The organism is Spirosoma aerophilum (genome assembly GCF_054782495.1).
The window spans coordinates 428,526-442,557 of the sequence record NZ_BAAGSJ010000013.1 but is presented as its reverse complement, the minus strand read 5'-3'; the positions used below and the strand labels follow the sequence as shown (position 1 = coordinate 442,557).

Below are 14,032 nucleotides of genomic sequence, written 5' to 3'. Positions count from 1 at the left end.
TTACTCGCGGGTTTCCAACGGTTTTCGTCAGAATTAGGTCATCCGGTAAAAGGACTACCCCACTTATGAGACTCCTCTTGTGTCTTTTTCTCATTTCGCTGGTGAGCTGCCAACTGAAATCGGATTCCAGCATAGGCCCTGAGCAGACTATCGCAGCATTTATAGACAATAGCAGTGTTTATGCCGACGGCTGTGAGCTTCATATTATACAGGCTACAGACAGTTTAAGCTTACAAAAGAACCCGGTTCAGTATAATCCTTCTGCAAGAACACTGTTTCTGGTCAAGAAAGCGCAGCTTCAACTATCAAACGGCCAGCCCGTTCCACTTCTACTCCCAATTTCAATACGCTTTCAAACGACGGGTAAACAAGTTGTCGTTCATTGCGGCTGGGTAAGTCCTACCGTTTCGGAGATTGACGTGCTGGCCATAACAAAACGATGACATAAACGAACACGCTTCACGGCGTAGCTGTTATGGCAGCATATGGTAACACACACGTATACCGACATAAGTCTGGCTGAACTGGAAAATCTGCGCCAACAACCCGAAACAGTCGTTGTTGATGTGCGTGATGAATGGGAATTTGACGAATTCAATCTGGGAGGCTTAAACATCCCCCTGCCTGACATCCGCAGCCGAAAAGCGGAGCTATTTCCCTATTTGACACTGATTGTTATTTGTACTAATGGGGTTCGAAGCCGGGTTGCGGCTAAAGATTTACTTCGCCAACCCGAATTCCAACATAAGACGATCTACCATTTGCACGGCGGCTTAGTTGACGATGTTGATTAGGGTTTCCTAGTCAAAGTGATTGTCTCGTTATTGTTCTACGTAACGATCGTAAAACCGGGTTTTGCAGCTTGTTTTTCAACATGCGGCAGAAAGATCTGGAGAATATCATGCACATTCACCCGAATGAGCTGACTGAGTTGACTTAGTGGCAGATCATTCCGCTCAAACCCGAACGGCTCTTCAATTTCTTCACCAATCATTTCCAGCCCAACCAATATATAAGAAGTCAGCACGACAGCCGGAATGGTCAGGTAACCGAATGCTGTTATGACCGTAAAGGGCAGTAAAATCACATAAAGCATGATAAACAGCTTTATAAAAAGCGTGTAAGAGAAGGGAATTGGAGTGCTTTTTATACGTTCACAAATCCCACAAACGTCCATCAGGGTGGTTAAATACTGATTCAGGTTGATATGCTGGGATTCAGAAATATGCCCTTCCCGATACAAAATCTCAGTCTTTACCCACAGCTGGTTGGATACTCCGGCAGGTTTATGATCGAAATTTCTGAGATCCCGTCGCACACCTTCTTCAACCATATCGAGTTCGCTTACATCAGCTATATCGCGGAGGTGGTTTTTAAGGGCAAAAGGAAAGTTGGAGATGGATTTGGCAAAGAAACTGCGGCTTTTGGTATCGCCTTCCGGCAAAACGGCATTGAAGTAAATGGCCAGATTCCGGCAATTGTTTACTAAGACGCCCCACGCCCGTCGGCCTTCGTAGAACCGATCGTAGGCGGTGTTGGTCCTGAAAATCAGCAGGAGGCTGAGCAGAATACCCATAGCCCCCAGAAACGAACCCGGGGTATCTTTAAGGCGAAGGTCAATGTAATTCATTTCAGCCACCGTAACGAGGGTTACGTAGATGGCTACAACAACTAACCGACGAACCAGTGCTCTGGCCGTAGGCCCTGTATGAAAATGCCAGATAGATGGCAGCAAGCCTTTATTCTTGTAGATAATCATTCGAAATCATCAGTGGATGGTTCCATGATTAACTCACCAAATACCTAAACGGTTATGTTTCCGGTAAAAACGCGTTTGGCCGGACCAATCAAATCAATATCATCAAAACCGCCATCGCCCCGACGATTAAATGAAACGCTAAGGTTTCCTCCGATGGTTTTAATAGCTACAGGACCAGTCATTCCCAATTGCAGATGGGCTACAAGCGCAACCGCCGTTACGCCCGTACCACAGGAGTAAGTCTCATCCTCGACACCCCGCTCATACGTTCTGACGAACAGGGTCTTATCATCCAGTACCTGTGCATAATTAACGTTTGTGCCGCCTGGCTTAAAGGCGTCACTGTAGCGGATGGCCCGTCCTTCGGCGACAACGTCGAGCGATTCGAGGTCGTCGACAAACTGAACAACGTGGGGCGAACCTGTATTGAGAAACGTCAGGCCGCCACGCTGCTCAATGCCTGACACGGGACTCATTTTTAGGGAAACCCGGTCTTCCGTAACCACTGCCCTATGCTCGCCATCGACGGCCAGAAAACGGGTTTCTTTATCAAAAATACCCAGATCGTGTGCAAATCGTACAATACAGCGACCACCATTGCCGCACATGCTCCCTTCGGCACCATCGGCATTGAAGTACACCATACGAAAATCGTATGCTGCATCCGTCTGAAGCAGAATCAGGCCATCAGCCCCGATACCAAACCGTCGGTGGCATAGTTGCTCAACGAGGGCCTGATTAGAAACAGAAAATTGCTGGTCACGATCATCGATCAGCACGAAATCATTGCCGGTACCCTGGTATTTGTAAAACTCCATATTAGCGGGTGGCAACAGGCTCCGGCTATTGCCCGTTCACTCGAAGCAACAGCCGGAGCCTGTTGCCGTTAACACGAAAAAAGCCGTCCAGACAGACAGCTCTTTCAAAAATGGCTTGCAACAAAAGCGATTAAGCTGCTGCGGTAACTTTAGGCTTCCGCTCTTTAACCCGAGCAGCTTTACCCTGACGACCCCGTAGGTAGAACAAACGCGCCCGGCGCACTTTGCCCATACGAACGATTTCGACTTTGTCGATATTGGGTGACAGTAGCGGAAAAATCCGTTCTACGCCAACGCCATTGGATACTTTGCGGACAGTAAATGTCTCACCACCGGTGCTTGGATTCCGGCGTTGAATGACCGTTCCTGTAAATACCTGAATGCGTTCCTTATTACCTTCGCGGATTTTGACGTGTACATTCACCGTATCGCCCGCCCGGAACGTGGGCAACTCGGCGCGACGTTGCGCGTTGTCTGCCTCCACTAATTTGATTAACTCGCTCATGACCGTATATAAATCGCCAGATAACTATTTGCGAAATGAGCCGCAAAGATAGTAATTTTCTCAGTAGCAGAAAATACTTTTGTGAAATTAAGCGCTGGTATCAACGACCAAACCCATGAAAATTCTGAATGCAGACCAAATTCGTTCCTTAGATCAAGCCACTATTCAACATGAGCCAATAGCACCCATCAATTTAATGGAGCGAGCTGCCCTCACTTTTGTTGAGTGGTTCGTTGATCATTTTCCCATTTCGACACCTGTTAAAATTTTCTGCGGGCTGGGAAATAACGGGGGCGATGGTCTGGCAATTGCCCGTTTGTTGCTGGAGCATGAATACCCGATCGATGTATACGTAGTACGATATGCACCACGGGAATCGGATGATTTCATGCACAACCATCGGCGGCTGAAGATTCTGGTCGAGTCGATTCATTACATTGAGGCCCCATCCGACATTCCGACGATCCGCCACAATGAGGTTGTCATTGATGCTATTCTTGGTTCAGGACTCTCCCGCCCTACAGATGGCATCGTGCGCGATACCATCAAAGCAATTAATCGGGCACCAGCCAAAGTTGTCTCGGTAGACATTGCCAGCGGCCTCTACACCGATCAACCCAATGAGCCAACCGATGTCATTATTGAACCGGATTATACGCTTACGTTTCAGTTGCCAAAACTGGCACTGGTTCTACCAAAAAATGGCCCGTATGTTGGTGAATGGCATTTATTAGACATTCGGCTTAACAAGCGCTTCATCGATCAGGCACCGACGTCCTATTATTTTACCCAACCTCATGAGGCCCGCCTGCTCCTTCGCAAACGAGCTCGATTTTCCAATAAAGGTTCGTTTGGCCATGCGCTTCTTCTGGCCGGAAGTTATGGTAAGATTGGGGCGGCTGTGCTGGCGGCCAAAGCCTGTTTGCGATCCGGTGTAGGCTTACTAACCGTACAGGTGCCGCAGTGTGGCTATACGATCCTGCAAGCTGCTGTGCCGGAAGCGATGTGCAGTCCCGACCGGCATCAGAACGTTCTGACGGGGGCTGCCATAGAAGGCTACCCAAGTCAGGAAAGTCCTGATCCGGCCGATTACTCAACGGTTGGTATTGGCCCCGGTATTGGCAAAGCGCCTGAAACACTGGCGATGCTGAAAGGCCTGTTACCGACGTTGAAAAAGCCCATCGTTATCGACGCCGATGCCTTGAATCTATTGGCCGAAAATCGCGAGCTATTGAATCATGTTCCCGCGAACAGCATTCTGACTCCGCACCCAAAAGAGTTTGAGCGACTAACAACGAAATGGACAACGGATTACGAAAAGCTGGATATACTCCGTGAGTTTGCGAAAAAATACCGCGTCGTCGTCGTTTTAAAAGGGGCTTTTTCAGCCGTGGCGACTCCTGATGGTGAAATCCATTTCAACTCAACAGGAAATCCGGGTTTGAGTACCGGGGGAACCGGTGATGTGTTGACAGGTATTTTAACGGCCCTGCTGGCTCAGGGGTACGATTCTGTTGAAGCAGCCGTATTAGGCGTCTTTGCCCATGGGCTGGCAGGTGATAAAGCCGCCGAGCAGCGGGGACCCATCGGTATGACGGCTTCCGATGTCATCGACAGGTTACAGTGGGAATAATCTTCCCGAACTGTGTGTATTTTTTTCCACATAGTCCATAAATTCTATAGTTATGTTCTCACGACAACCTACCGCTTACGAAATTGTTGATTCGAGTATTTTTACGTAATCAACAATTTCCGTGTTTCTGCTCTAACTAAGCCTTCATACAGGCCCCAAATTTGTGTAAGTATTATTAAAAATAATATTGCACACCATGAAACACACAGCGAATAGGGATTGGCGAACTAGCCGGTCATCGCGTAAGAACCGGGTTAATTTTGATCAAACTACAGCTATGGGCGGGCTAACCATGGCCCTGTTTGCCTATATTCTCTACTACTTTATTTACCCAATGATTGCCAAGGGCTTACTGTGGTAATCCTTAAAGCAACTTACTTCATAAGTTGATAGGTAGCAAAAGCCGCTACATAGGCAAGCACCATCATATAGGTCAATTGAACAGCGGGCCATTTCCAGCTTTTGGTCTCGCGTTGTGTAGCCGCCAGTGTACTCATACACATCATGGCAAACACATAAAACACCAGCAACGACCAGGCAAGAGCGGGCGTATACATAGCACCTCCCGTTTCGGGGTTCCGCTCTTGCCGAAGTCGCTCCCGAATCGTTACCCCCTCATCCCCGTCGCCACTTCCGATGCTGTAAATGGTTGACATGGTGCCAACGAATACCTCACGGGCGGCAAAGGAGCTTAAAAGAGCGATACCTATCTTCCAGTCGTAGCCTAGCGGACGAATAACGGGTTCGATAAAATGGCCGAAATTCCCGGCATAAGAGGCTTCCATTCGTTCGGATGCAATGCGGTTTTGAAGCACATCAGCAGCTAATGAAGGATTCTGCCGACGAACCCGAGTCTCTGCCTGATCCATCGAGTCGCCGGGCCCGTAGCTGGCAAGCACCCATAAAACGATAGAAATAGCCAGAATAACCCGCCCGGCCTCCCAGACAAATGACCGTACGCTTTCCCAAACGGTTATGCCCACGTGATTCCAACGGGGTAGTTTAAACGTTGGCAACTCCATAATAAAATAGCCACGCTCTTTTGTCTTTAGAAAGAGCTTCAAGACATAAGCCGCCAGCAGAGCGCTGATCAACCCCAGCAGATACAAACTCATCAGGGCCAGTCCCTGAAGGTTGAACACCCCCAGCACTCGCTGACTTGGTACTACCAGAGCGATCAGGATCGTATAAATGGGCAGGCGGGCCGAACAACTCATGAGGGGCGTCACCAGAATGGTGATGAGCCTGTCGCGCCGGGTGCCTATGCTGCGCGTTGCCATAATGGCCGGTACGGCACAGGCAACCCCCGAAATCAGCGGCACGACACTCCGGCCATTCAGGCCGAATTTACGCATGATCCGATCCATGATGACCATCACCCGCGACATGTACCCCGATTCTTCAAGCAGGGCGATAAGAAAAAACAGGAAGGCAATTTGAGGGATAAAAACAAGAATACCGCCAATGCCCGTCAGAATACCATCAGTAAGCAGATCGGTTAGCGGGCCCGTTGGCAAGCTTTCTTTGAGCTGCCCGTTAAGCCAGGCCACTCCCGTATCAATACCATCCATGAATGGCTGTGCCCAGGCGAAAATGGCCTGAAAGATCAATAACAGCACGAATCCAAAAATAGCATATCCCCAAACCGGGTGCAGCAATACCCGGTCAAGTTTCTGACTCCAGGTTGGCTGATTGACAGGCCGTTTGTCAGTAACAACTTCCGTTACGACGGCGGCTATACGTTTGTAACGAGTGATGGTTTCACCCGCCTGAAAGGTTGTTACATTAAATTGATGGGACTCAATCAGGGCATCCAGCCCTACCTGCTGCTGTCGGTCCAGAAACGAAACCCCGTCATGCTGGATAATATACTGAAGGGCCAGGTAATTATTATCCAGGTTGTATTGGGCTTTGGTTTCTGCAATGAGCCCAGGTGCTTCATCGGCCGGATCAAAGAAAAGTTTACCGGGCAAAGTGGGCTGCTGTATCTGCTCCTGAACCGCTCGTTTAAGCAGATCGACACCTTCGCCGGTACGCGCATTGATACGCACTACGGGAACCCCCAGTCGCATGGCTAATCGAACCCCGTTAATTACCTTGGTTTGCTGTTGCGCTACGTCAAGCATGTTCAGGGCTAAAACCGTAGGCACCCCCAAGTCAGTAATTTGGGTAAACAACAACAAATTCCGGTGCAGGTTAGATGCGTCGACAACAACTACGGCAACATCCGGATAGTCGGGATGCTCGGGATTGGCAAGAATATCAGTAACGATCTGCTCGTCGAGTGACTTTGGGTAGATGGAATAAACGCCGGGGAGGTCAATAACCGTAGCCGTAGTCTGGGTATCCAGAGGCCACGTTCCGGACTTTTTATCCATGGTGACACCGGGAAAATTACCGGTTTTCTGACGCAGACCGGTCAGTTGATTGAATAAAGACGATTTACCGGCATTGGGGTTGCCAACGAGGGCAATAGTAGGAGACGATTTCAAGACGCAGGTTTAGACGAGGCCACCCAAACAGTACGCATCAGGGCGGTGCCATCCGCACGATTAAATACAATTAATCCTCATTCTGAATCAGGATGGTGGCCGCTTCAGACTTCCGCATGGCCAGGCAGTACCCGGCTACGTTTAGACAGATGGGATCACCGAGCGGTGCTTTGCTGTGCAAGCACACTTCCGCGCCGGGTAAGCAGCCCATTTCGAGCAGTTTAAGCGACATCAATTGATTATTGAACGACTCAATGGTGGCTCGTTCTCCAATTTTCAGGTCCGCTACGCTACGTCTGCTCATGGTCTTAATGAGGCTAATCTTTATTTAGATTCAGTTTAATTAACACAAGATTACAACGGAAAGTTTATTCATGCAAATCTATCTCATCAAATCATACGCAAACCTGACAATCGTCAGGACAATCAGGATCAGGAAGAACACCCGTATAAACCGGTTCCCCTTCAAAATCGCCAGTCTTGCCCCCAGGAACGCCCCTGACAGGTTGGCAAAAGCCATTGGAAATGCAAGTTGATATAAAATTTTTCCCTCGCTTACGAAAAATAGCGTACTAGCCAGATTGGTAGATGCATTGACAAGTTTGGCGTGGGCGCTGGCTTTCAGGAAATCGAAACCAATCAGCGTAATGAAGCCCAGTACCAGAAAACTCCCGGTGCCCGGGCCGAAAAAACCGTCGTAGAACCCGATACAAACACCCATAATCCACATCCGTGCCCGTTGCTGAGCAGGTGTTGTTATCCCCAGGGATACCTGACCGAAATCTTTTTTGAGGAACGTATAGATGAAGACGCCAACGAGAATGATCAGCGCCAGTGGTTTCATGAAAGTGTTGGGTACCCGATTGAGTGTCCAGGAGCCAAGCCAGGAAGCACCAAAAGCAATGGCCATCATGGGACCAACGAATCGACCGGCAACCGCTACCCGTCGGCTGTATTGAAAAGCCCCCATCAGGCTACCAAACATAGAAGGAATTTTTGTGGTACCAATGAGTGTAGGCACCGGATACTGCGGGAGCGTAAAAAGCATGGCGGGTGTCTGGATCAGCCCTCCCCCACCAATAATTGCATCGACAAAACCCGCCAGAAACGAAAACCCGCAAAGCACCAGAACAGTCGAATAATCCATTAAAAAACGTGCATTCTTCTTTTGTATAACAATCCTGTATGGGCAGCACGTTGGGTAGCCATTCCAACTTGTTCATGACAGCCCGCCATTCTGGAAAGCACAAAAATACGCATCAGCCGTCTGAAATAATCAATAAAGATGAAGCAGACCGTATAGACGCTGCACGAAGTCTGCTTCAGGCTGAATACCAGCCAAACGACATGTTTGCTGATCATAACCTGAAACTATTTCTTTTTCGCATCAGCATTGCACCGTAAATTTGCAGCATTACTAGACGAAGCATGACAGAATCGGTACGGCAGTTGAGCGCGTTGATGCGGAAAGAGTTTCTGCTGGAGTGGCGGCAACGCTACGCGCTCAATGGTATGCTGTTATATATAGTAGGAGCAGTATTTGTCTGTTACCTGAGCTTTAACGCCCGGCGTGGTCAACTGACACCCATTGTCTGGAATACACTTTTCTGGATCATCTTACTATTTACGGCCATTAATGCCATCGCCAAAAGTTTTGTTCAGGAGCGCGCCGGACGCCAATTGTATTATTACACCCTGGCCAGTCCGCAGCAGATTATTCTCTCGAAGATTCTTTACAATACGGTTCTGATGCTGGCTCTGGCCTTTTTGGGATTTGGTGTTTACGCCTTTGTTCTCGGCAATCTGGTGCAGGATGTGCCGCTGTATTTGCTCACCCTACTGCTTGGAGCTATTGGGTTTGCGTCGTCTTTAACGCTGGTTTCGGGCATTGCCAGCAAAGCAGAAAACCCGGCAACGCTGATGGCGGTACTCAGCTTTCCGATCATTCTGCCCCTTTTATTAATGCTGCTTAAGGTATCGAAAAATGCCCTCGATGGCCTCGATCGAAGTGTAAGCTGGAGCGAAATGGGCACCATACTGGCCATTGATGCTATTGTCCTGACACTTTCGTGGTTGTTATTTCCGTTTTTATGGCGGAGCTAATGTATGGCGGGCAGCCCGTGGTTGCGGGGAAACCCGCTTTTGTGACTTAAAAAGTGGGGGTTCACCCGCTCTGAACAATGAAAAAAAATTGGTGGAAGGCACTGGCCGTCCTGATTCTGACGTATGTGATTTTGCAGGGGCTCCTGGGCGTTGTTCCCCGTCAGCCTATTCTGAATGAGAGTATCCGTAACGTGTATTTCCACGTACCTCTCTGGTTCAGCATGCTCGTGCTACTGTTAACATCAGCCGTTTATTCCATCCGATACCTGCGGAGTGGTCGTTTAGACGATGACCTGGTGGCGGTTGAATTTGCCAATACAGCCATCCTGTTTGGCCTACTGGGTTGCCTGACCGGCTCAATTTGGGCTAACTTCACCTGGGGGGAGCCCTGGCCCAACGACCCCAAACTAAACAGTGTGGCCGTTGGTATGCTCATGTATCTGGCCTATTTGATTCTACGCGGCTCATTTGATGACGAGCAGCGACGGGCACGGATATCGGCGGTCTATAACATCTTCGCCTTTGCGGTTTTCATTCCCCTTATTTTTATCGTTCCGCGCCTGACCGACTCGTTGCATCCCGGCAACGGTGGCAACCCGGCTTTCGGCAAATATGATATGGACAATCGGATGCGGATGGTTTTCTATCCGGCCATTATTGGCTTCATTCTCATGGGCGTCTGGATATCTGAATTAAGCGTTCGGTACCGACGAATGAAAGCTGCTTTGGATGACTAAAGTCATGTGCTATTTTCGGAATGATTACCCTTACTTTTGCGTTATTTTTCTAACTACTTCGTACGACAATGCGACTGCCTACCCGATTCTGTTCCCTTCTGGCAACTCTGTTACTGATAAGCCAAACCATCATGGCGCAACAACCGGCTTCGTCGGGTGTCGAAATGGCCGACCGGCTTCGTGCCGATGGTAAGATCTGGGTGGTAGTAGCCGTCATATCGGCGGTATTCATTGGCATTATCACGTATCTGGTTCGCCTTGACCGCCAGATTGGGAAACTTGAAAAAGAAGTAAAGGAAAAAAAGAAGGATTATAGTTTGTAGTTCATTTTTTGTGGCTAGCCGTTAAAACGACAGGTCACCGTCTGAAAACCAGTTTAACCAATATGAAACTTTCCCATATTTTCGGTATTGTCGTCATTGCTTTAGCTATCGGTATCATTGTTGCCACGGCGGGTGACGCGAGTTCCTACGTTACGTTCAAACAGGCTTCTGAGCTTGCCAAAGACGGCGACGATAAAATGATTCACGTGGTAGGCAAGGTTCAAAAAGATGCCCAGGGCCGGATCACCGATATGCTTTACAATCCGGCCATTGACCCGAATCACTTCGAGTTCACACTCGTTGATAATGACAACCGGGCCCAAAAAGTAGTCTTCAACAGTCCGAAACCGCAGGATTTCGATCGATCAGAGCAGATTGTCATTATTGGTGCCATGCAGGGCGATCACTTCCAGTGCAACAAGATTTTGCTGAAGTGCCCATCCAAATACCAGGATGGCAAGCTGGAGACAACTGAACACGAAGCGAAAACGGCACAATTGTAATTGACTGCATGATTGAATGACCATTCCGCTCCGGCGGTGAGTCAGTGCATTCGCTCATTCATTCACTCAACGATTCTCTCATTCAATTCATGATACATACCACAGTCGGGCAACTCGGCCATTTTTTCGTTATTCTTTCGTTTGTTACCGCTCTGGTGGCAACGGTCGCCTATTTCTTCTCAGCACTAGGCTGGGGTAAAACGGCAGGCGTTGAAGCCATTGAAGAGCCGCAACTGGCCTATGCCGGTGAAGCCACTTTGGGCAATAAAAAAGCCAAACACAAAAGCCCGGCCAGCCGAACAATTCAGTCAGCCCAGGCCGATAAGGACGACTGGCGCACGCTGGCCCGATGGGCTTTCTATATTCACGGTGCGGCAGTCATTGGAGTAGCATCGAGCCTGTTTTATATCATCTATAACCACTACTTCGAATACCACTACGCCTGGAGTCACTCGTCGCTGGCCTTGCCGGTTCAGTACATGATTTCATGTTTCTGGGAGGGACAGGAGGGGTCTTTCTTACTTTGGTTATTCTGGAATGCCGTCATTGGGGCAATTCTGATTCGTACCAGTGGCAAAAATGCCTTGTCACGACAGTGGGAAGCGCCCATGATGGCGGTCTTCGCCTTGGTACAGGCGTTTCTTGCCTCCATGATTTTAGGGGTGATCTTTGGCGATACGTTCAAGGTGGGTTCCTCGCCGTTTCTGCTGCTGACAGAAGCGATGCCCGATGCGCCCATTTTTACGGCCGATCCAACGTTCGTCCCCAAAGACGGTAATGGGCTTAACCCGCTGCTTCAGAACTACTGGATGGTCATTCACCCGCCAACACTCTTCCTTGGTTTTGCCCTGAGTCTGGTGCCTTTTGCTTATTGCATTGCCGGCTTGTGGCGTAACCAACCCCTCGAATGGATTCGCCCTGCTCTTCCCTGGACGCTCATTGGCGGCATGGTGCTGGGCGTTGGTGTCATGATGGGTGGCTATTGGGCTTACGAAACCCTAAACTTTGAAGGCTACTGGAACTGGGACCCGGTCGAAAATGCCGTGTATGTCCCCTGGCTTGTGCTGGTGGGCGCGCTCCATACCATGCTCATTGCCAAACGTAGTTCGACGGGCCTCAAAATGGCGATTATCCTGACGATCTCTACGTTTATCCTGATTCTGTATTCGACGTTTTTGTCGAGAAGCGGTATTCTGGGCAATGCATCCGTTCACTCCTTCACCGACTTAGGTTTGTCGGGACAGCTATTATTGTACCTCCTGGCCTTCGTCGTCCTGGCGGTAATTCTGGCAGCCAGTAAGTGGAAATATATACCGGCTGACAAAGAAGAAGCGTCTGTTTATACGAAAGAATTCTGGGTGTTTATTGGCGCTACCGTGCTCTGTCTGGCCGCTTTTCAGGTCATAGCCACAACCTCGATCCCGGTCTATAATAAAATCCTGGAATCGTTCGGTAAAGTGTCGAACCTGGCGCTCCCCGCCGATCAGGTCAGTCACTACAGCAAATTTCAAATCTGGTTCTTTGTGGCTATCGCCCTCCTGACCGGCGTTGGTCAGTATATGTGGTGGCGTAAGCTGGAGAATAAAAAATGGGATTCCCTCATCACACCGGGCATTCTGACATTGTTGCTTAGTGCGGCTCTGATCACGTTTGGCGGCATGAAGAACCCGGTTTATATGGCGTTGCTGGTGGCTTCGGTCTTTGCACTGATGACCAATGGAGCAATTCTTCTGGACGTTGTGCGGGGTAACTACCGACTGTCGGGCGGGGCCATCTCGCACATTGGCATGGCGCTGATGCTCATAGGCATTCTGTACTCGTCGGGCTACACCAAAGTCGTATCGATAAATAACAGCGGTCTGCTTATTTCAAAACAGGAAGAGTTTACGAAAGATAACAACAAACAGAATAAGGAGAACAAGCTTCTCTGGCTCAATCAATCCGAGCAAATGGGTCCTTATCAGCTCACCTACCGCGGTCGGCGTATTGAAGCCCGCGATATGCCGGGCTATATCCCACGCAAAGATGTCGAGGTAATTGAGGGAGATTTCCACGGTGTTGCCCTGCGCGACCTTGAGCAGAACGGGAAAGTGTACCACAAAAAAGGAGACACCCTGGCACTATATCCGGAAAACACATACTACGAAGTCGAGTACCGTGAACCGAGTGGAAAAACCTTTAGCCTTTACCCACGTGCTCAGGTAAACGAACGCATGGGTCTGCTAGCCTCTCCGGATATCCGGCACAAGACCGACCGGGATATGTATACATACGTATCGTCGGTACCGGATCCTGACGCCGAGAACACCTGGGAGAAGACAGAGACGTTTAGCGTTGCCATTAAAGACACGTTCTTTTTGAATGACTACGTAGCCGTTCTGGACGATGTAGCCCGAACGAATGAAGTAGAAGGTATGCAGATTGGTGATGCCGATGCAGCCGTCCGCGCCAAGGTTCGGGTGTTTGACAAGAATGGCGAATACACACTCAATCCGGCTTTCGTTATCAAAGACCGAATGGTGGCCCATCCCGCCGAAGTAAGTGATGAGTTGGGTGTTCGCATTCAGCTGAACGAAATTGACCCCCGCACAGGAAAATTCACCTTTGCCGTCAACCGAACGCAACGTGACTACATCGTCATGAAAGCCATTGAAAAACCGCTTATCAACATTCTTTGGATCGGTACTCTGATCGTTGTGATTGGCTTCCTGATTGCCACCATTCGGCGGTATCGGGAAATTAACAAGATGCGCAGCAAGACCGCCTAACGAATGGGTTGTTCACGGTATTGAGTTTACGGTTAATTTTGTCCGTAAACCCAATACCGTGAATTTGTAAATAGACCTTATGAAACTTCCGGAAATTCTCCTCCTGGCGGCTGCCGCTGGTTTTCTGGTCATCTGGATCGCCGAATACCAACGAACCAGTTTTGGCGATAGCTATTGGCTACTTATGATGTTTTTGTCGTTCCTGCTGGCTTTTCAGTATGTTCGCAACAAACGACTGGAGCGGGAGAAAGCGGTTTCGCCCACCATCAAGCAGATGATCGACAATCGAAAGAAGAAAAAGAAATAGTGAACTGGTTTTCCGCTTAAGGTTTTTAGACGCTGGCGCATCTATTGACTCCAACCGGTAAACTTCATGTATAAACCTTAACCC

16 protein-coding genes are annotated in these 14,032 nt (G+C 49.1%); 10 read left to right on the top strand and 6 right to left on the bottom strand.

Going from position 1 to position 14,032, the window contains the following annotated elements:
• The first annotated feature begins 65 nt into the window (after positions 1–65).
• A complete protein-coding gene (locus ACYVK4_RS13375) occupies positions 66–443 on the top strand; it encodes a hypothetical protein (protein WP_461128018.1) in 378 nt (125 codons plus the stop codon).
• 42 nt (positions 444–485) lie between these two features.
• A complete protein-coding gene (locus ACYVK4_RS13370) occupies positions 486–794 on the top strand; it encodes a rhodanese-like domain-containing protein (RefSeq protein ID WP_461128017.1) in 309 nt (102 codons plus the stop codon).
• A 35-nt stretch (positions 795–829) separates the two neighbouring features.
• Here ACYVK4_RS13370 and ACYVK4_RS13365 read toward each other — a convergent pair whose 3' ends face one another.
• From ACYVK4_RS13365 to rplS, 3 genes are all read right to left on the bottom strand, one after another.
• Positions 830–1,759: a bestrophin family protein gene (locus tag ACYVK4_RS13365; RefSeq protein WP_461128016.1), complete on the bottom strand. Its 930-nt coding sequence runs from the start codon at positions 1,757–1,759 to the stop codon at positions 830–832.
• Positions 1,760–1,803: 44 nt separating this feature from the next.
• Positions 1,804–2,577 carry a diaminopimelate epimerase gene (gene dapF / locus ACYVK4_RS13360; RefSeq protein WP_461128015.1) on the bottom strand — a complete coding sequence of 258 codons (774 nt, stop codon included), beginning with the start codon at positions 2,575–2,577 and terminating at the stop codon, positions 1,804–1,806.
• A 130-nt stretch (positions 2,578–2,707) separates the two neighbouring features.
• Positions 2,708–3,082, bottom strand: coding sequence for a 50S ribosomal protein L19 (gene rplS / locus ACYVK4_RS13355; RefSeq protein ID WP_461128014.1), 375 nt, complete (start codon positions 3,080–3,082; stop codon positions 2,708–2,710).
• 115 nt (positions 3,083–3,197) lie between these two features.
• Here rplS and ACYVK4_RS13350 point away from each other — a divergent pair, with 115 nt between their 5' ends.
• Positions 3,198–4,715: an NAD(P)H-hydrate dehydratase gene (locus ACYVK4_RS13350; RefSeq protein ID WP_461128013.1), complete on the top strand. Its 1,518-nt coding sequence runs from the start codon at positions 3,198–3,200 to the stop codon at positions 4,713–4,715.
• A 374-nt stretch (positions 4,716–5,089) separates the two neighbouring features.
• On the opposite strand, the gene feoB is transcribed toward ACYVK4_RS13350, so the two are convergent.
• From feoB to ACYVK4_RS13335, 3 genes are all read right to left on the bottom strand, one after another.
• Positions 5,090–7,207, bottom strand: a complete 2,118-nt coding sequence (gene feoB, locus ACYVK4_RS13345; protein ID WP_461128012.1) for a ferrous iron transport protein B — start codon at positions 7,205–7,207, stop codon at positions 5,090–5,092.
• Positions 7,208–7,277: 70 nt separating this feature from the next.
• Positions 7,278–7,511: a FeoA family protein gene (locus tag ACYVK4_RS13340; RefSeq protein ID WP_461128011.1), complete on the bottom strand. Its 234-nt coding sequence runs from the start codon at positions 7,509–7,511 to the stop codon at positions 7,278–7,280.
• Between the two features lie 78 nt (positions 7,512–7,589).
• Entirely contained in the window at positions 7,590–8,354 is a 765-nt protein-coding gene (locus ACYVK4_RS13335) for a sulfite exporter TauE/SafE family protein (protein WP_461128010.1), read from the bottom strand.
• 74 nt (positions 8,355–8,428) lie between these two features.
• Between ACYVK4_RS13335 and ACYVK4_RS13330 the strand changes: the two genes are divergently transcribed.
• The 7 genes from ACYVK4_RS13330 (at position 8,429) to ACYVK4_RS13300 (ending at position 13,948) form a co-directional block, all read left to right on the top strand.
• Positions 8,429–8,611: a hypothetical protein gene (locus tag ACYVK4_RS13330; protein WP_461128009.1), complete on the top strand. Its 183-nt coding sequence runs from the start codon at positions 8,429–8,431 to the stop codon at positions 8,609–8,611.
• 24 nt (positions 8,612–8,635) lie between these two features.
• On the top strand, positions 8,636–9,310 hold the full coding sequence (locus ACYVK4_RS13325) for a heme exporter protein CcmB (protein WP_461128008.1): 675 nt from the start codon (positions 8,636–8,638) through the stop codon (positions 9,308–9,310).
• 77 nt (positions 9,311–9,387) lie between these two features.
• Positions 9,388–10,047: a cytochrome c biogenesis protein CcsA gene (ccsA, locus tag ACYVK4_RS13320; RefSeq protein ID WP_461128007.1), complete on the top strand. Its 660-nt coding sequence runs from the start codon at positions 9,388–9,390 to the stop codon at positions 10,045–10,047.
• Positions 10,048–10,115: 68 nt separating this feature from the next.
• A complete protein-coding gene (locus tag ACYVK4_RS13315) occupies positions 10,116–10,370 on the top strand; it encodes a CcmD family protein (protein ID WP_461128006.1) in 255 nt (84 codons plus the stop codon).
• A gap of 62 nt (positions 10,371–10,432) precedes the next feature.
• Positions 10,433–10,873, top strand: a complete 441-nt coding sequence (locus tag ACYVK4_RS13310) for a cytochrome c maturation protein CcmE domain-containing protein (protein WP_461128005.1) — start codon at positions 10,433–10,435, stop codon at positions 10,871–10,873.
• An 89-nt stretch (positions 10,874–10,962) separates the two neighbouring features.
• Entirely contained in the window at positions 10,963–13,641 is a 2,679-nt protein-coding gene (ccsA, locus tag ACYVK4_RS13305) for a cytochrome c biogenesis protein CcsA (RefSeq protein ID WP_461128004.1), read from the top strand.
• A gap of 79 nt (positions 13,642–13,720) precedes the next feature.
• A complete protein-coding gene (locus tag ACYVK4_RS13300) occupies positions 13,721–13,948 on the top strand; it encodes a hypothetical protein (protein ID WP_461128003.1) in 228 nt (75 codons plus the stop codon).
• Positions 13,949–14,032 lie beyond the last annotated feature (84 nt).